This is a genomic window from Aeromonas sp. sif2416, from assembly GCF_019218665.1.
GTDB lineage: Bacteria > Pseudomonadota > Gammaproteobacteria > Enterobacterales > Aeromonadaceae > Aeromonas > Aeromonas encheleia.
Genome location: NZ_JAHUXC010000002.1, coordinates 529,710 through 547,204 on the forward strand (window position 1 = coordinate 529,710; position 17,495 = coordinate 547,204).

Here is a 17,495-nt window from a genome sequence, read left to right on the forward strand (position 1 = left end):
AGTCAGCCGGGAGGCCAGGTGGAGAAGAAGAAACGGATCACTATTGCCCAGATAGCCGAACTGGCGGGGGTGTCCAAGGCGACCGCCAGTCTGGTGCTCAACGGCAAGAGTGCGGAGTACAGGATTGCCGACGATACCCGCAAGCGGATCCAGGCGGTGGCGGATGAGTGTCACTACCAGCCGAGCTTTCATGCCCGCTCCCTGCGCGAGACCCGCAGCTACACCTGGGGGCTGGTGATCCCCGATCTCACCAACTTCGGGTTTGCCAACATAGCGCGCGCCCTCGAGGCCCACTGCCGGGAGGCGGGCATCCAGCTGCTGATCGCCTGCTCCGAGGATGATCCCACCCTGGAGCAGACGGTGGTGGACAACCTCATCAGTCGTCAGGTGGATGGACTCATCGTTGCCTCCAGCGGCCACAGCGATGACATCTATGTCCGCATCCACGACCGTTTACCGGTGGTGCAGCTGGATCGCCACATCGGCGAATCGCGCCTGCCCATGGTGATCTCGGACGCCTGCAAGGCCACCGCCGAGCTGGTGCATCAGATGGCCAATGAGTGTGGGGATGAGGTCTACTACTTCGGCGGTCTGCTGGATCTCTCCCCCAGCCGCCACCGGTTGGCAGGTTATGAACTCGGTCTGTACCGGGCAGGGCTGGAGGCCAATCCTGCCCGGGTGCGCCATCGTGACTATCAGCCAAGCTCGGGTTATCAGCTGATGGCCGAGTTGGTCACCGAGCTCGGGGCACCGCCCAAAGGGCTCTTTACCGCCTCTTTCACTCTGCTGGAGGGGGTGCTGCGCTATCTCAACGAGGCGGGGCTGATGGAGACGGGGATGCGCCTCTGTACCTTCGACGATCACGATCTGCTCGACTGCATTCCCATGCGCATCGATTCGGTGGCCCAGGATTGTCCGGCCCTGGCCCGTGCCGCCTTCGAGCTGATGCAGCAACTGATTGCAGGCAATCCCCCCGCACAGACCGCCCAGGTGATCAGCCCCAGGGTGCGCTGGCGCAGTCGCCGCTAACTAGGCCGGTTGATTCAATATAAAAAGCCCCTGCCTGTATTGGCTGGGGCTTTTTTCCTATTGGGCCATTTTCATGACTAATGGCACCATCGAATTCAAGCTATCAATCCGTGATGCTGGTGCGCCAGAAGATCTGCCGGATGCAGGGGTGCTGCCCCAGGGTCTGCATCAGGGCATCCAGCTCGACGCCGTCGATGGAGGTGGCCAGCAGCACCGCCGAGATCTCCAGATCCTGCTCCCCGAAGGGTTCGATATCCAGCTCGCTCAGGGGGTAGTTGGCCTGATCCAGCATCTTCTCCAGCCAGGGCAGTACCTCCTTCTGGTGCTCGCGCCGGATGAGGGCGGTGACGCGATAGGTCACCTCGGTGTCGGTGTTGTCCACCGGCCGGCGATTGATCTGATTGACCAGTGGCCGCAGCAGGGTGTTGGCGGCCAGCACGAACAGGGCGCCAAGCACAGCCTCCATGGCCAGCCCGGCACCGCAGGCGGCTCCGACCGCGGCCACGCCCCACAGGGTGGCGGCGGTGTTGATGCCGCGAATGTTGCCGGACTCGCGCATGATGACGCCAGCACCGAGGAAGCCGATGCCGGAGACGATGTAGGCCACCACGTGGACCACGTTGTAGTTGCCGCCGTGCAGGTCATAGATGCGCTGGGCCAGGCTGACGAACAGGGCCGCCCCCACGGCGACCAGCACGTTGGTGCGCAGGCCGGCGGTGCGCTGGCGGTACTGGCGCTCCAGCCCGACCAGGCTGCCCAGCACGAAGGCCAGCAGCAGGCTGGCCAGGGTGTCGAGCAGGGAAATCATGTCTAGTTGTTGCCACATTCTCATGGCGTACTCCTTCTGGTTGAAGATGGCCTTCGGCATGGATGAGGGGGCCGTCGGATGCCCCGATAAATGGCGTCTGAGCGGTGAAGGCCATCATGATGATGGAAAGCGGGCGCACAGGCCGAGCCGGCCCGTGTTTTCAGACCGTCGGCGGGCGGGCACTAAAGTGTGATTGAACGGGGCCAACCAAGTTGGCCCCTTTTTCATTTAATTGAGCCGGGGCTCGGTGCCTCGCCGCGGGTGCAGCTCCCAACGAACGGGGTGAGCGACCCCGACCTGATGGACGAACTGCACCAGGTAACGGCGCTGGGACGGGGTGCAGCTCAGGTTGAGCACCAGCTCCCGACCATCGCCGCGGCCCGGCCGCAGCGACTGCATGGGGTGCAGCCCGGCCGGTTGCAGGCTGTGGGCCACCATGCCCAGCACCAGCTCCATGTCGGCGCGATCCTGACAACGGATCTGCAGCCGGTAGTGGTGCTGGCGCTGCTTGCCGCGCGGCCAGCGTGGCAGCAAGCCCAGCCTGCTCAGCAGGGGACGGGTCTGAGTTGAGGTCAATAGGGTTGAAACAAAGCGCATAGCAGCCTCCTTGTGGGAAGCAGAAACTATGCAGGCAAGGTGGCCGCCGACATGGACAGGGGCTCACCTGACGTCAAGTGTAAAACGAGAGAAGAGGGGAGTGGATTTCCGCTTCTCGCAGGTTTGCGAGAGGGCGGCAGAGGCAACGCTGCGGCTATCTCGCGACCTGGGTGCCGACGTTCAGGGTCGGCCTGTCACTGTCACTTGATGAATTGCCCACTGATGGTCTCCGCTGTTGATGGACGGCCAGATGGTACCCATCCGCGGCGCCGAGGTAAAGCCCTCTCCTAACGCGGCAACATTCGGAAACAAGTTCACCGACCCGGCACCCTCAAGGGCGACGCCACCACGGCAGGGTGCGCCTGCCGCCGGCAGCGGCTATAAATTAGCGGTTGCTAATGTTTTCTCGGATCGTAGAATGGCCAAACATTAGTAATCGCTAATTTATGAATAATCCCCGTCGGCGTTGTGGGCGGGGTCAAGCCACGGGGCCCGCCTGCCAGCAGGCTGAGCCCGTTACCGGGAGTGCCTATGTTTGAGAGCCAATGGCTGTTTGCACTGGGGGGCGGCATGCTGATCGGAGCCGCCGCCCTGATGTTGTTGCTGTTCAATGCCAAGGTGGCCGGCATCAGCGGCATCCTGGCCGGCGCCCTGCAGCAGACGGATGCCTGGCGCTGGTTGTTCCTGCTGGGGCTGGGCGGCGGGGCGCTGCTGGCGTTTCGCCTGGCGTGGGTCCCCATGCCGAGCTTCGCGACGCTGCCGGCCTGGCCGCTGGTGCTGCTGGCCGGGCTGCTGGTCGGGATGGGCACCCGCCTCGGCAATGGCTGCACCAGCGGTCACGGTATCTGCGGGGTGGGGAGGCTGTCCCGTCGCTCCCTCGCCGCCACCCTCACCTTCATGGCCACCGGTGCGCTCACCGTGTTCGTCAGCCACCATCTGCTGTAAGGAGATCCGGAATGAAACTGCTGATCAGTCTGTTGTCCGGCCTGCTGTTCGGGCTCGGCCTCGCCCTCTCCGGCATGGTGGATCCGGCCAGGATCCTGGGCTTTCTCGACGTGGCGGGGGCCTGGGATCCCAGCCTGGCGTTCGTGATGGGCGGGGCCCTGCTGGTGTTCATGCCCGGTTACTTCCTGCTGGTCAAGCCCCGCAGCCACGGCTTGCTGGGTGACAGCATCTGCGCCTTGCCTGCCCCCGTGCTGGATGCGCGTCTCCTCGGCGGCTCGGCGCTGTTTGGCATCGGCTGGGGCATGGCCGGGATCTGCCCAGGCCCGGCGCTGAGCCTGCTCGTCAGCGGCCAGCCCATGATAGGGCTGTTCGTGGCCGCCATGGTGGCCGGTGTCCTGCTCATCGATCAAACGCTGCCCTGGCTGCAGCAACGCAACCAGCCCTGATGTCTCCCGGGCCTATCGCGCCGCTGGCTGGCGCGACGGCTCCCTCCCGGGGCTGAAGGTGGTAACATCGGAGCCCCGTTGTTTTGACAAGGCTTGCCCATGCTGCCCCTGCGCCTGCTTATCTCAGATTCTCACGATCCCCTGTTCAACCTGGCGGTGGAGGAGTGCATCTTCCGCCAGATGGATCCCGCCCAGCGAGTGCTGTTCCTGTGGCGCAACGCCAATACCGTGGTGATCGGCCGCGCCCAGAATCCCTGGAAGGAGTGCAACACCCGCCGCATGGAAGAGGATGGGGTGACCCTGGCCCGCCGCAGCAGCGGGGGCGGGGCGGTGTTTCACGATCTGGGCAACAGCTGCTTCACCTTCATGGCCGGCAAGCCCGGCTATGACAAGAGCCTCTCCACCGCCATCGTATTGTCAGCCCTGAAACAGCTCGGGGTGGAGGCCTGCGCCTCCGGTCGCAACGATCTGCTGGTGGCGACCCCGGACGGGGATCGCAAGGTCTCGGGCTCCGCCTATCGAGAGACCCATGATCGCGGTTTTCATCACGGCACCCTGCTGCTGGACGCTGACTTGAGCCGGCTCGCGAACTACCTGAACCCGGATCCCAAGAAGCTGGCGGCCAAGGGGATCACCTCGGTGCGCAGCCGGGTCGCCAACCTCTGCGAGCTGCTGCCGGGAATCGATCATGAGCGGGTCGTCCAGACGCTGACTGATGCCTTCTTTGCGCATCATGGTGCCCGGGTCGCCCCGGAGCACATCTCCCCCGAGCGACTGCCGGACTTGCCCGGCTTCGCCGAGACCTTCGCCCGTCAGCGCAGCTGGGAGTGGAACTTCGGCCACGCGCCTGCCTTCAGTCACCAGCTGGATGAGCGCTTCGGCTGGGGCGGGGTCGAGCTGCACTTCGACGTGGAGAAGGGGCTCATAGGCCGGGTGCAGATCTTCAGCGACAGCCTGGATCCGGCGCCGCTGGATGCGCTGGCCGAGCGGCTGCCGGGCACTGCCTATCGACCCGAGGCCGTCGGGACCTTGCTGCGCCAGCTGGGGCTGGCGTTTCCGGCCCAGGCCCATGAGCTGGCGGAGCTCGAGGCCTGGCTGGTGGCGGCGCTGCGCTGAGGCGGGCATGACCCGGATCACGAAACGGCGTCGGGCCGGCCGGGGGCGGTTCGCCGCCAGCCCTTGGCCCGCCGCTGCCATGATAAAAAGTAGGGCAGGCCATTAGATATTGTCGCTGTCTCAAACGCGGCCTCAGAGGTATAACCGGGGCACCTTTGCAGTACTAATGGTCTAAAAATGAGCGATCTGGTTTATCTGAAAGATGACGGCGTCAATGCCGTCTCCCCCGCATTCGAACGTCGTTTCGCCACCGTCAAAGCCCACTACTTCTCCCGCAATCCCGAGCTCTGGCCGGTGTTCCGCGAACCCGGTTTCGCCACCCTCAACGAGTTTCGTGCCCGTGGCCTGGCCCCGGACGCGCGGCTGAACGCCTGGCCCGATGGTCGGGCCCGCCTCGCGGATCTGTGCGAGACCATACCGGTGCCCCAGGTCATGCGTGCCCCGGGCGAGCCCATGGCCGAGCTGCTGTTTGCCGGCGCCCTCTCCAAGGACTGGGAGAATCCCTCCAGCGTCGAGAACGTCATCACCATGTCGGCGGATCCCGCCATCTACGGCGCCCAGCTCGGCATCCTGGCCAACCCCAACCTGGTCTACTCCGAGTATGCCGGGGTGGCCGAGGAGCTGGAGAAGAAGGTGGTGCGCCAGATAGCCCTGCTGGCGGGCTACGATCCGGCCCGCGCCACCGGCATCTTCACCCAGGGGGGGACCTTCTGTAACCTCTACGGCTACCTGCTCGGCATCCGCAAGAGCCTGCCCGAGGCCAAGCACAAGGGGCTCGGCCACTATCAGGATTACCGCATCATCAACTCCCAGGGCGGCCACTACTCCAACATCACCAACCTCTCCCTGCTGGGGGTGGACATAGAGCACAAGACCATCCGCATCCAGGTCGGCGAGAACAACGACATCGATCTGGTGGATCTCGAGCGCACCCTGACCGCCTGCTTCGCCTTGAAGCACGTGGTCCCCACCATCATGCTCACCATGGGCACCACAGACACCTTCGGGGTGGATCAGGTCAAGCCGGTGGTCGAGCTGCGAGATCGGCTGTGCGAGCGGTTCGAGGTGGCGGTCAAGCCCCACATCCACGTGGATGCGGCCATCGGCTGGTCGATGATCTTCTTCCTGGATTACGACTTTGGCGCCAACCCGCTCGCCATCAACGCCGCCACCCTGGCGGGGATAGAGCGCAACGTGGCGCGCTTCGCCGAGCTGAAATACGCCGACTCCTTCACCGTCGACTTCCAGAAGTGGGGCTATGTGCCCTACACCTCCAGCCTGGTGATGATCAAGGAGCAAGAGGATCTCAAGGCGATGGAGAACGATCCGGAGAACTTCTCCTACTTCGAGCGGGACATCCAGGGTCAGACCCACCTGCAGTCCACTATCGAGTGTTCCCGGGGGGCCAGCGGGCTGTTCGGCGCCTATGCGGCGCTCAACTACATGGGGGTCGAGGGCTATCGCACCGTGCTGGCGCACTGCCTGCAGAATGCCAACTACTTCCGCTTCCGCCTGAGCCAGCTCGGCAACGTCAAGCTGGTGGCCCAGGAGAACCAGGGGCCGAGTGTGGGCTTCAAGATCTACAACCCTGAGTGGGTGCAGGATCCGGAGGCCGAGTTCGCCTTCGAGCTGGCGCGCACCTCGGATGCGGCCTACAAGGCGCGGCTGGCGCGCAACACCGACTATCACCGCAGCCTGTTCAAGGGGCGCGGCAAGGTGGGGCTGTTCACCAACTGGGTGGAGGCGGTGGCGCGCTCGGACTATGACGCCCGCGGCAAGTACTCCTACATCGCCGGCGAGAAGGCGGTGTTCATGAACCCGGCCTGCGGCCGCGAGCAGATCGACGCCTTCATCGACCATATTCGCGGCTGAATCAGGCCGAGAGAGCAGATAAAGAAACGGCGGGCCCAGTGCCCGCCGTCTTCTTATCCGGTGCGTATCTTACTGTTTCTGCAGCCGGGTGATGGTCAGCTTGCCGGCCGGGTTCTCGGCGTGGAAGCCGACCGCATCCCCCACCTGCAGGCCCTTGAGCAGGGCCGGGTCGGCCAGCACGAACACCATGGTCATGGCGGGCATCTTGAGGTTGGCGATGGCCTCGTGCTTGATCCCGACCTTCTGGTTCGCCTCGTCGATGCGGCTGATGACCCCCTTGGTCATCACGATCTCCTCTGTCGGTTTCATCTCCATCCCCTCCATCTGGGACATGTCGTGCCCCTCGTGGCTCATGGTCATCTCGGCCCGGGCCTGGAGAGAGGCGAGGCCAAGCAGCAGGGTCAGGGTCAGCGTCTTGTAGTTCATGGTGTTTTCCTTGAAGTCGTTGAATTTGTATCGGTTGTAAATTCGGATCAGTCGGCCTGCCCGGGCGCAAGGCCACGGCGGCGCCACAGATAGAAGGCCGCGGGCAGCACCAGCAGGGTCAGCACCAGGGCCGTCACCATGCCGCCTATCATGGGCGCGGCGATGCGCTGCATCACCTCAGAGCCGGTGCCGTGGCTCCACATGATGGGTAGCAAGCCGGCGATGATGGTGACCACCGTCATCATCTTGGGGCGCAGCCGCAGGGCGGCGCCCTGGATGACGGCCTGATGCAGGCCGCGCAAGTCGGGTTTGCCACGGGCCAGCAGATCGTCCCAGGCGTGGTTGAGGTAGACCAGCATCAGCACGCCTGTCTCCACCGCCACCCCGGCCAGGGCGATGAAGCCCACCCCCACCGCCACCGAGAGGTTGAAGTCCAGCAGCCAGACGGTCCAGATACCACCGACCACGGCGAGCGGCAGTGTGGTGAGGATCAGCAGCACCTCCTGCATGCGGCGGAACGCCAGATAGAGCAGCAGCACTATGATGGCGAGGGTAAGCGGCACCACGTAGGCGAGGCGCGCCTTGGCCCGCTCCATGTACTCGTACTGACCGGACCAGGTGAGGGCGTAGCCCGCCGGCAGCACCAGCTGCTTGTCCACCTGGGCCTTGGCATCGGCCACGAAGGAGCCGATGTCCCGCTCGCGGATATCCACGTAGACCCAGCCATTCAGGCGCGCGTTCTCGCTGCGCAGCATGGGGGCCTCGTCGCTGATGTAGACGCGGGCCACGTCCGCCAGGGCGATCCGCTCCCCCTTGGGGGTCACCAGCGGCAGCAGCTCCAGGCTGCCTACCGAGTCGCGGTAGCTCTGGGGATAGCGCAGGTTGATGGGGTAGCGCTCGCGGCCTTCGATGGTCTGACCCACGTCCATGCCACCGACCGCGGTAGCCAGCACCGCCTGCACGTCGGCGATGTTGAGGCCGTAGCGGGCCGCCTTGAGTCTGTCTATGTCCACCTTGACGTAGCGGCCACCGGCCACCCGCTCGGCATAGACCGAGGCCGCCCCCTCCACCTTGCCGACGATCTGCTCGAGCTGCTGGCCGAGTCGCTGGATCACCTTGAGATCCGGCCCGGCTATCTTGATGCCGACCGGGGTCTTGATGCCGGTGGCCAGCATGTCGATGCGGGTCTTGATGGGGGGGACCCAGGCGTTGGTGAGGCCAGGGAACTGGATGAGGGAGTCGAGCTCCTCCTTCAGCTTCTCCGGGGTCATGCCGGGGCGCCACTGGTCGCGATCTTTAAGCTGGATGCTGGTCTCCATCATCACCAGATCGGCAGGGTCGGTGGCGCTGTCGGCGCGCCCCGCCTTGCCGAACACGTTCTGCACCTCGGGCACGGTGCGGATCAGCTTGTCGGTCTGCTGCAGTATCTCCCTGGCCTTGCCCACCGAGATGTTGGCCGCGGTGGTGGGCATGTACATGATGTCCCCCTCATCGAACGGCGGTATGAACTCGGACCCCAGATATCTGAGGGGCCAGAAACCGATGACGGTCACCGCCAGCGCCAGCAGCAAGGTGGTCTTGGGGCGGGCCAGCACGGCGTTGAGCAGCGGGATATAGCCCTGACTGAGCCAGCGGTTGAGGGGGTTGGCCTGTTCCGCCAGCACCTTGCCGCGGATAAAGTACCCCATCATTACTGGAACGAGTGTGATGGAGAGCCCGGCCGCCGCCGCCATGGCGTAGGTCTTGGTGTAGGCGAGGGGATGGAACATACGCCCCTCCTGCGCCTCCAGCGCGAACACCGGCAGGAAGCTCATGGTGATGATGAGCAGGGAGAAGAAGATGGCGGGCCCCACCTCTATGCTCGCCTCGACGATCACCTGCCAGCGGTTCTTGTCGGTGAGTTCGGTGCGCTCCATATGCTTGTGGACGTTCTCTATCATCACGATGGCGCCATCCACCATGGCGCCGATGGCGATGGCGATGCCGCCAAGGGACATGATGTTGGCGTTGATCCCCTGCAGGTGCATGACGATGAAGGCCACCAGAATCGCGATGGGCAGGGTGATGACCACCACCAGCGAGGATCTCAGGTGGAACAGGAAGGCCAGACAGACCAGCACCACCACCGCGAACTCCTCGATCAACTTGCCGGAGAGGTTGTCGATGGCGCGCTGGATGAGATCGGAGCGGTCGTAGACGGTGACCACCTCCACCCCCTCCGGCAGGCTGCTCTTGAGATCGCGCAGCCGCGTCTTGACCCCGTCTATGGTGCGCTGGGCGTTCTCGCCGAAACGCATGACGATGATGCCGCCCACCACCTCGCCCTCGCCGTTGAGCTCGGCGACGCCGCGCCGGCTCTGGGGGCCGGTGACCACATCCGCCACGTCTCCCAGCAGCAGGGGGGCGCCCCGCACCTGGGTGCCGAGGGGTATCTGCTTGAGATCTTCGACGCTCTTCAGATAGCCGTTGGAGCGCACCATATACTCGGCTTCCGCCATCTCGATGACGGAGGCGCCGGTCTCCTGGTTGCCCTGCTCGATGGCGGTCTGGATGAGGGAGAGCGGGATGCCGTAGGCGCGCAGCTTGTCGGGATCGACCCGCACCTGGTACTGGCGCACCATGCCGCCCACGGTCGCCACCTCCGAGACCCCGTTCACCGTCTGCAGCTCGTATTTCAGGAACCAGTTCTGGAGCGACGTGAGCTCGCTCAGATCGTGCTTGCCGCTCCTGTCCACCAGGGCGTATTGGTAGACCCAGCCCACCCCGGTGGCGTCGGGGCCGAGCTGGGGCTGCGCCGAACCGGGCAGGCTCGGGGCCACCTGGCTCAGGTACTCCAGCACCCGGGCCCGGGCCCAGTAGAGATCGGTGCTGTCGTCAAACAGCACATAGACGAAGGAGTCGCCGAAGAAGGAGTAGCCGCGCACCGTAGTGGCGCCCGGCACCGCCAGCATGGCGGTGGTGAGCGGGTAGGTGACCTGATCCTCCACCACCTGGGGCGCCTGGCCCGGGTAGGAAGTCTTGATGATCACCTGCACGTCGGAGAGATCCGGCAGGGCATCGACCGGGGTCTGCTTGACCGACCAGAGCCCCCAGGCGGTCAGCATGAGGGTGAGCAGCAACACCAGGAAGCGGTTGCCGACGGACCAGCGGATGACAGATGGGATCATGGCTTGACTCCTCTCGCTTGGCGCGCAGGCAGCAGGACTCGGTTGCCGGCAAAGCGGCAGATGATGGAAGGGATCATGGCTTGTCCCCCATCTGGTGCTGGCTGTGGTCCATGCCTTCCATGCCCTTCATCTCATCCTTGGCGGGCGCGGTCTGGCTGGCGGGGGCATCCTCGACATGGATGTTGACGATGCGGTACTCATCCCCCTGCTGCTCGACCTGCAGGTGCAGGCGCTGCCCCTGGGCGAGCTTGCTCATGTCGACGCCATCTGCCACGGCGAAGTCCATCTCCATGGCGGGCCACTGCCACTCGGGGATCGGCTGGTGGGCGACGGTCAGGGTGCGGCTCGCCAGATCCAGCGTCTGGATCTCCCCCTGGGTCCAGATCTGCTGCGGCCGCACCGCCGTCATGCGCTGGAAGTCGGAGTCGATGCTGGATTCGGAGTCGAGCAGGAACTGGGCCGAGGAGACTATGTTGTCCCCCGGCTCGACCCCGTCCAGGATGGCGACCCTGTCACCGAACTGGGCGCCCAGGGTGACCGCCACCGACTTGAAGCCGCCATCCCCCAGCGCCAGCACCAGCCGGTTCTGACTGCCGGTGCGGATCACCGCCTCACTCGGGACCACCATCTGGGGCTCGCCCTTGCCGCTGCGAATGCTCACCTTGGCGAACATGTTGGGCTTGAGGAACTCGTCCGGGTTGTCGAAGCGCAGCCGCACCTTGAGGGTGCGGGTGGCGGCGTCCAGGGTGGGGTAGAGGTAATCCACCTTGCCCTGCCAGCGCCGGCCGGGGGCGTAATCCAGGGTCATGGTGACAGGGTCGCCCACCTTCAGCTGGCCGGCCTGGCGCTCAAACACTTCGGCGCTGACCCACACCTGTTGCAGGGTGCTGATGTTGAACAGGGCGGCGGCGGGCTCCACGTACTGGCCCTCGCGCACCTTGAGCTCGGAGACATAGCCGCTGCTCGGGGCATAGATGCGCACCGTCTCGCTCACCTGGCGGGTGCGCTTGAGGGTGGCTATCTGATCCGCCGGTACCCGCAGGGACTTGAGCTTGCCCTCGGCGGCGCGCAGCAGCAGCGGGTTGGCAGTGTTGAGGGCCAGCAGGTATTCGTGCTGGGCGTTGACCAGATCCGGCGCGTAGAGATCGTAGATGAAGCTGCCCTTGGCGATGCGCTGGCCCTCGTTCTTGATGGCGAGGGTGCGGATCCAGCCCGCCATGCGGGCGTTGATGGCCTCCAGCCGCTCCTCGTCGTAGCCCACGTAGCCGACCGTCTCGATCTGCTGGTGGAGGGGCAGGCGCTCTACCTTGGCGAGCCGTACTCCCAGGTTCTGCTGGATCTCGGGGCTGATGGTGACGGTGCCGGGGGAGCCGCTCTTCTGCTCCTCATAGACGGGGATGAAGTCCATCCCCATGTTGTCCTTGGCGGGGGCGTCGCGCCTATCGCGGGGATCCATGGGGTTGACCCAGTAGAGCGGGGCCTTCGCCTCAGGCCCACTGCCGGCGGTCTGGCTGGCGGCCCAGTAGCCGCCGCCGGCGCCGAGGGCGAGCAGCAGCGCGGACATCAGCAGGCTCTTGTTCATAGCAAGCCTCCGGCGCGGATCTGCATGCAGAAAGTGCAGGAGGACGGGGCGCCCGGGGAGGCGACAAAGTTGGCTGGTGACATGGTACATCTTCTCTCGTGTCGGGCCGCCGGGTCGTCGTCGGAGTGCGGGTCTCTCAGACCCGGACAGGCGTGCCCGCTTGGGCAGGCTTGCCTCTCACAACGTACGAACGGGGCGGCAAACGGAGCACCGCCGACGGATCAGCAGGTGCACGGCACAGCGTGCAAGGTCGGGCCAGGCCACTTCCTTGCAGGGGGAGAAGATCGCGCTAATGGCGCAGCACAGAGAGCATCAGATGCCGTCTGGGCCAGGAGGGGGGATGGGTGCCACGCAGGCGCAGCAAGGGATCCCGCAGCCACTGATCCAGCAGTGACGCGGCGGCGCCCGGGCGGGGCATGAGCAACAGGGGCAGGGCAAACAGGGTCAGCAGCGCCGCCAGCAGGGGAATACCCATCCCACCCTGCGAGGTGAGGCCGCCGTGCATCTGGCAGTCTCCCTGGCTCATGCTGGCGCCGGTCATGCCGTTGCCGGCATCGTGGCAGGGCAGTCCCTGCATGGCGGACGACATCTCTGCGGCGTCGGTCATGACCAGGGTGTCGGTGGCCATGGCCATCTCTGCCGTCGCCGCGCCATGCCAGCTGATGCAGAGCGTGAGATTGCAGACGAGCACCAGCGCCAGCAACAGCCGGGCGATGAGCTCTGTGGGCAATCTCGATGACAACATGGATGCTTTCCCTCTGACGGATAGGTGAAATGTAAACCTTACCTACAGGAGAAGGTCAAGGTATGGCGGCAGTGGAGCGGCAAATAGGTGATCCGGAAGGGGAAATGGCGAGGGGCAGATAAAAGGGGCAGACAAAAAAGCCCCCGCATCGGCGGGGGCTCAGGGTCAGGGTTTGGGGGGCTGGGCTCGCGACTCCGATCGCTTCATGATGAGGCGGAAGAAGAGCGGGATGAAGAAGGTGGCGATGAAGGTCGCCGCCAGCATACCGCCGATCACCGGCCAGCCGAGGGCATGACGGCTGGCGGCACCGGCGCCGCTCGAGGTCACCAGCGGCACGCAGCCGAGGATGAAGGCCAGCGAGGTCATGATGATGGGGCGAAAACGCAGTCTCGCCGCCTCCAGCGCCGACTCGATCAGGCTCATCCCCTCCTCGTGCTTCATCACCGCGAACTCCACGATCAGGATGGCGTTCTTGGCGGCCAGGCCGACCAGGGTCACCAGCCCTATCTGGAAGTAGACGTTGTTGGTGAGCCCCACCGCCCAGGTGGCGAGCAGGGCGCCGAACAGGGCGAAGGGTACCGCGGTGATCACCGCAAACGGCAGGCTCCAGCGCTCGTACTGGGCGGCCAGGATGAGGAAGATCATCACTATGCCGAAGCCGAACGCGGTGCCTGCGCTGCCGGCGGAGGCTTTCTCCTGGTAGGCGGAGCCGGTCCACTCCAGCTTGGCGTCGTTGCCCAGGGTGTCGTTTGCCACGACTTCCAGTGCGGCTATGGCCTGACCCGAGCTGTAACCCGGCGCCGGTTGCGCCATGATCTTGGCCGCCTGGAAGATGTTGAAGCGCTCGACCAGCTCGGGGCCGGTGGCGTCACGCACCGTCACCAGGCTGCTGAGCGGGATCATCTCCCCCTTGTTGGAGCGCACATAGACGTTGCGGATGTCGCTCTTCTTGGCGCGGTAGTCCGCCTCGGACTGCAGCTGGACCCGGTAGGTGCGGCCGAACTGGTTGAAGTCGTTGACATAGACCTGGCCGAAGGTGGCCTGCATGGTGTCAAACACCGCGTTGATGGGCAGCCCCAGCGCCTTGGCCTTCTCCCTGTCGAGATCCAGGTAGACCTGGGGCACGTTGGCGCGATAGGTGCTGGTCACGCTGGCGAACTCGGGACGCGCCTTCGCCGCCTCGAGGAAGCGCTGCACCTCGGCCGAGAAGGCCTGGGCATCGCCGGTGCTGCGGTTCTGCAGGTAGGCCTCCAGCCCGCCGGTGGTGGACATGCCGGTGATGGGAGGCGGGTTGAAGGAGGCGACGAAGCCGTCCGCCAGCCCCATCAGGCTCATGCCCTGGAGGGTCTTGGCCAGGGAGAAGGAGTCCTGCCCCTCGCCCTGGCGCTCGCGCCAGTCCTTGAGGGTGATGAAGCTGATGCCGCTGTTGCTGATGATGGCGTTGGAGAGGATGTCAAAGCCCGAGAAGGTGATGACGTCCTTGATGTTGGGGTTCGCCATCGCCATGCGGTCGAAGTCGTTCGCCACCGCCTGGGTGCGGGTGAGGGCGGCCGCGTCCGGCAACATGATGGCGGAGAGCAGGTAGCCCTGATCTTCGTTCGGCACCAGCTCCCCCGGCACCTTCATCAGCAGGCCGTAGATGGAGACCAGGATCAGCGCGATGATGGTGAACGCCACCCCGACCCGGCGGTTGAGGAAGGCCACCCCGCGCACGTAGCGGCGGGTCAGGCCATCGAAGGCGTTGTTGAACCAGACGAAGAAGCGGGCCGGCTTGTGATGGCCCTCCTTCAGCAGCACGGCGCACAGGGCCGGCGACAGGGTCAGCGCCACCAGGCCGGAGATGGCCACCGACACCGCCACCGTGATGGCGAACTGCTTGTACATCACCCCCGTCATGCCGCCCATGAAGGCGACCGGCAGGAAGACGGCGCACAGCACCAGCACGATGGCGACCACCGGGCCCGACACCTCCTGCATGGCGAGGATGGCGGCCTCCTTGGGCGAGCACTTCTTCTCCTGCATGATCCGCTCGACGTTCTCCAGCACCACGATGGCGTCATCCACCACTATGCCGATGGCGAGCACCATGCCGAACAGGGTCAGCAGGTTGATGGAGAAGCCCAGCAGCAGCATGCCGGCGAAGGTGCCGATCAGCGACACCGGCACCGCGATGCAGGGGATCAGGGTGGCGCGCAGGTTCTGCAGGAACAGGTAGACCACCACGAACACCAGCACTATCGCCTCGAACAGGGTGTAGACCACCTCCTCGATGGAGATCTTCACGAACTCCGTGGTGTCGTAGGGGATCTGGTACTCGATGTCCTGGGGGAAGCGCTCCTTGAGTCGCGCCATGGTGGCATGCACCTGATCCGCGACCGCCACGGCGTTGGCGCCCGGCTGCAGATAGGTGGCGATGCCGATGGCGGGCTTGCCGTTGGCCTTGGCCAGCAGGTCATAGTCCTTGCCGCCGAGCTCGACCCTGGCCACGTCCTTCACCCGGATCTTGGAGCCATCCGGCATGGAGCGGATGATGATGTTCTGGAACTCGCGCACATCCTCGAGCCGTCCCTTGGTCTGCACCGTGTAGGTGAAGTCGACCGGGGCCGTGGTGGGTTGGGCGCCGATCTTGCCGGCCGCGAACTGGGTGTTTTGCTCGCGGATGGCGCCGATCACGTCGCTCGGGGTCAGCTCGAGCTGGGCCAGCCGGTCCGGCCGCAGCCAGATGCGCATGGCGTAGTCGGTGCCGCCGAACAGGGTGGTGTCTCCGACCCCGGGGATGCGCTTGAGCTCATCGATGATGTTGAGCAGGGCGTAGTTCGACAGATAGGTGGTGTCGAAGGTGCCGCCTGGGGATTGCAGCGTCACCACCTGCAGGATGGAGGTCGACTTCTTCTTGACCGTCACCCCCTGCTTCTTCACCTCTTCCGGCAACTGGGCCATGGCCGCGCTGACCCGGTTGTTGACGTTGATGGTGGCCTGATCCGGATCCGTGCCTATCTCGAAGTAGACGTTGAGGTTCATCTGACCGTTGGAGGCGGAGCCGGACTGCATGTAGAGCATGTCCTCTACCCCGTTGATCTGTTGCTCGAGGGGCGCCGCGACCGTCTGGGAGATGACCTCAGGGGTGGCCCCGGGGTAGAAGGCGGTGACCGAGACCACCGGCGGGGTGATCTGCGGGTACTGCTCTATGGGGAGCGCTCGCATCGCCGCCAGCCCGCCCAGCACTATGATGATGGAGATGACGCTGGCGAAGATGGGGCGTTCGATGAAGAACTTGGAAAACATACGAACTCCTTACTTGGCCGCGATCTGGCTGACCATCTTGGCGTTGATCGCCTTCATCTCGGCGGCCGAGACCGGCTTGACCACGGCGCCCGGGCGAGCCTTCATCAGCCCCTCGACGATGTAGCGTTCACCGGGCTCGAGGCCGCTGTCGATCAGCACGCCGCTGTCCACGCTCTGGCCGAGCTTGACCGGCCGCGGCACCACCTTGTTGTCGGCATCGATCACCATCACCATGCGGTCGGCCTGGGACTGGACGATGGCGCGCGGCGGCACCACTATGGCGTGCTTGCGCAGGCCGAGCTCTATGGTCATGCGCACGAACTGGCCGGGCAGCAGCTTGCCCTCCTGGTTATCGAAGATGGCGCGGGCCCGGATGGTGCCGGTCTGCGGATCGACCCGGCTGTCGGAGAAGTTGAGCTTGCCCGCCTGCGGGTAGACGGAGCCGTCGGCGAGACGGATATGGGTGCGCCAGTTGGTGGCATCCCTGGCTTCGATCAGCCCTTTCTTCACCGAGTTCTCGAAGTTCAGGCGATCCTGCTCCGAGTAGGAGAAGTTCACGTAGAGCGGATCGAACTGGGTGATGGTGGTGAGCAGGCCGCTGTCACCGCCGGTGGCGATGAGGCTGCCCTCGGACTGGGAGCTCTTGCTCGCCATGCCGCTGATGGGGGCGGTCACCTGGGTGTAGCTGAGGTTGAGCTGGGCCTCCTTCACCTTGGCCTTGGCCGCCTGGTGGCTGGCCACGGCCGCCTCGTAGTTGGCGATGGTGGTGTCGTAATCCTGCCGGCTCACCACCTGGCGCTTGTAGAGCGGGATGATGCGATCCCGATCGGCGTGGGCCTTGTTGAGGCGCGCCTGCTCCTGGGCCAGGGTGCCTTTGGCCTGCTCCAGCGCCACCTTGTAGGGTTCGGGGTCGATCAGGAACAGGGCCTGACCGGCGGTGACCGGCTGACCCTCGATGTAGGTGCGCTGCAGCAGGATGCCGTTCACCCGGGAGCGCACATCGATCTCACGAAAGCCGGCGGTCTCCCCCACCATCTCGGTGGTGAGCGGGACGTCGGTCAGCTTGACCTCGGCCACCACCACGGGCACCGGGGGCGGCGCCTGGACCTGGCTGGCGGCGTCGTCGCCACAGCCGGTCAGGGCGCCGGCCAGCGCCAGGGCGATGCAACCGCGTCGCAATACTCGCAGCCCGTTGGGGTGATCCTTCACTCCTACACGCTGGCTGGACGGGCCGCGACGGCCCGCTTTTTCGTTGTTATTAACAAACCTGGACAACATCATGTTTACAAACTCAACATCTTGATATATGCGGGTTTTTTAATAATAAAGTGACAAAGTTGAACTGGAGCTGCTCGGCAGGGGAAGTTGTCGGCTCCATACAGGATCTACAGGGGGGAAAGCGGGAGGATTACGACAATCCCTGACGAGGGGAGGTCGGGAGTCAGGCGGGAAGCAGTGGGGGCAGGGCGCCCCCACT

Annotated in this window: 13 protein-coding genes; 5 read left to right on the forward strand and 8 right to left on the reverse strand. The window is 64.9% G+C overall.

The window, feature by feature from the left end:
• The first annotated feature begins 18 nt into the window (after positions 1 to 18).
• A complete protein-coding gene (locus tag KW821_RS05785) occupies positions 19 to 1,029 on the forward strand; it encodes a substrate-binding domain-containing protein (protein WP_218290733.1) in 1,011 nt (336 codons plus the stop codon).
• Positions 1,030 to 1,132: 103 nt separating this feature from the next.
• On the opposite strand, the gene KW821_RS05790 is transcribed toward KW821_RS05785, so the two are convergent.
• A complete protein-coding gene (locus tag KW821_RS05790) occupies positions 1,133 to 1,861 on the reverse strand; it encodes an MgtC/SapB family protein (protein ID WP_033130404.1) in 729 nt (242 codons plus the stop codon).
• A gap of 204 nt (positions 1,862 to 2,065) precedes the next feature.
• Positions 2,066 to 2,434 carry a hypothetical protein gene (locus KW821_RS05795; protein ID WP_218290734.1) on the reverse strand — a complete coding sequence of 123 codons (369 nt, stop codon included), beginning with the start codon at positions 2,432 to 2,434 and terminating at the stop codon, positions 2,066 to 2,068.
• A 531-nt stretch (positions 2,435 to 2,965) separates the two neighbouring features.
• On the opposite strand from KW821_RS05795, the gene KW821_RS05800 reads away from it, so the two are divergent.
• The 4 genes from KW821_RS05800 (at position 2,966) to KW821_RS05815 (ending at position 6,813) form a co-directional block, all read left to right on the forward strand.
• Entirely contained in the window at positions 2,966 to 3,379 is a 414-nt protein-coding gene (locus KW821_RS05800) for a YeeE/YedE family protein (protein ID WP_218290735.1), read from the forward strand.
• 11 nt (positions 3,380 to 3,390) lie between these two features.
• On the forward strand, positions 3,391 to 3,825 hold the full coding sequence (locus tag KW821_RS05805) for a YeeE/YedE family protein (RefSeq protein ID WP_218290736.1): 435 nt from the start codon (positions 3,391 to 3,393) through the stop codon (positions 3,823 to 3,825).
• A 99-nt stretch (positions 3,826 to 3,924) separates the two neighbouring features.
• On the forward strand, positions 3,925 to 4,941 hold the full coding sequence (locus tag KW821_RS05810; protein ID WP_218290737.1) for a lipoate--protein ligase A: 1,017 nt from the start codon (positions 3,925 to 3,927) through the stop codon (positions 4,939 to 4,941).
• 177 nt (positions 4,942 to 5,118) lie between these two features.
• Positions 5,119 to 6,813, forward strand: coding sequence for a pyridoxal-dependent decarboxylase (locus KW821_RS05815; protein ID WP_218290738.1), 1,695 nt, complete (start codon positions 5,119 to 5,121; stop codon positions 6,811 to 6,813).
• Positions 6,814 to 6,882: 69 nt separating this feature from the next.
• Here the strand turns inward: KW821_RS05815 and KW821_RS05820 are convergent, their stop codons facing one another.
• From KW821_RS05820 to KW821_RS05845, 6 genes are all read right to left on the reverse strand, one after another.
• Positions 6,883 to 7,239: a copper-binding protein gene (locus tag KW821_RS05820; RefSeq protein ID WP_218290739.1), complete on the reverse strand. Its 357-nt coding sequence runs from the start codon at positions 7,237 to 7,239 to the stop codon at positions 6,883 to 6,885.
• Between the two features lie 47 nt (positions 7,240 to 7,286).
• Entirely contained in the window at positions 7,287 to 10,406 is a 3,120-nt protein-coding gene (locus tag KW821_RS05825; protein ID WP_218290740.1) for an efflux RND transporter permease subunit, read from the reverse strand.
• A gap of 73 nt (positions 10,407 to 10,479) precedes the next feature.
• Positions 10,480 to 11,988: an efflux RND transporter periplasmic adaptor subunit gene (locus KW821_RS05830; RefSeq protein ID WP_218290741.1), complete on the reverse strand. Its 1,509-nt coding sequence runs from the start codon at positions 11,986 to 11,988 to the stop codon at positions 10,480 to 10,482.
• 289 nt (positions 11,989 to 12,277) lie between these two features.
• On the reverse strand, positions 12,278 to 12,733 hold the full coding sequence (locus tag KW821_RS05835) for a hypothetical protein (RefSeq protein WP_218290742.1): 456 nt from the start codon (positions 12,731 to 12,733) through the stop codon (positions 12,278 to 12,280).
• A 165-nt stretch (positions 12,734 to 12,898) separates the two neighbouring features.
• Complete coding sequence (locus KW821_RS05840) at positions 12,899 to 16,018, reverse strand: efflux RND transporter permease subunit (protein ID WP_218290743.1); 3,120 nt, start codon at positions 16,016 to 16,018, stop codon at positions 12,899 to 12,901.
• Between the two features lie 9 nt (positions 16,019 to 16,027).
• Positions 16,028 to 17,299, reverse strand: coding sequence for an efflux RND transporter periplasmic adaptor subunit (locus tag KW821_RS05845; protein WP_256353331.1), 1,272 nt, complete (start codon positions 17,297 to 17,299; stop codon positions 16,028 to 16,030).
• Between the last annotated feature and the right edge of the window lie 196 nt (positions 17,300 to 17,495).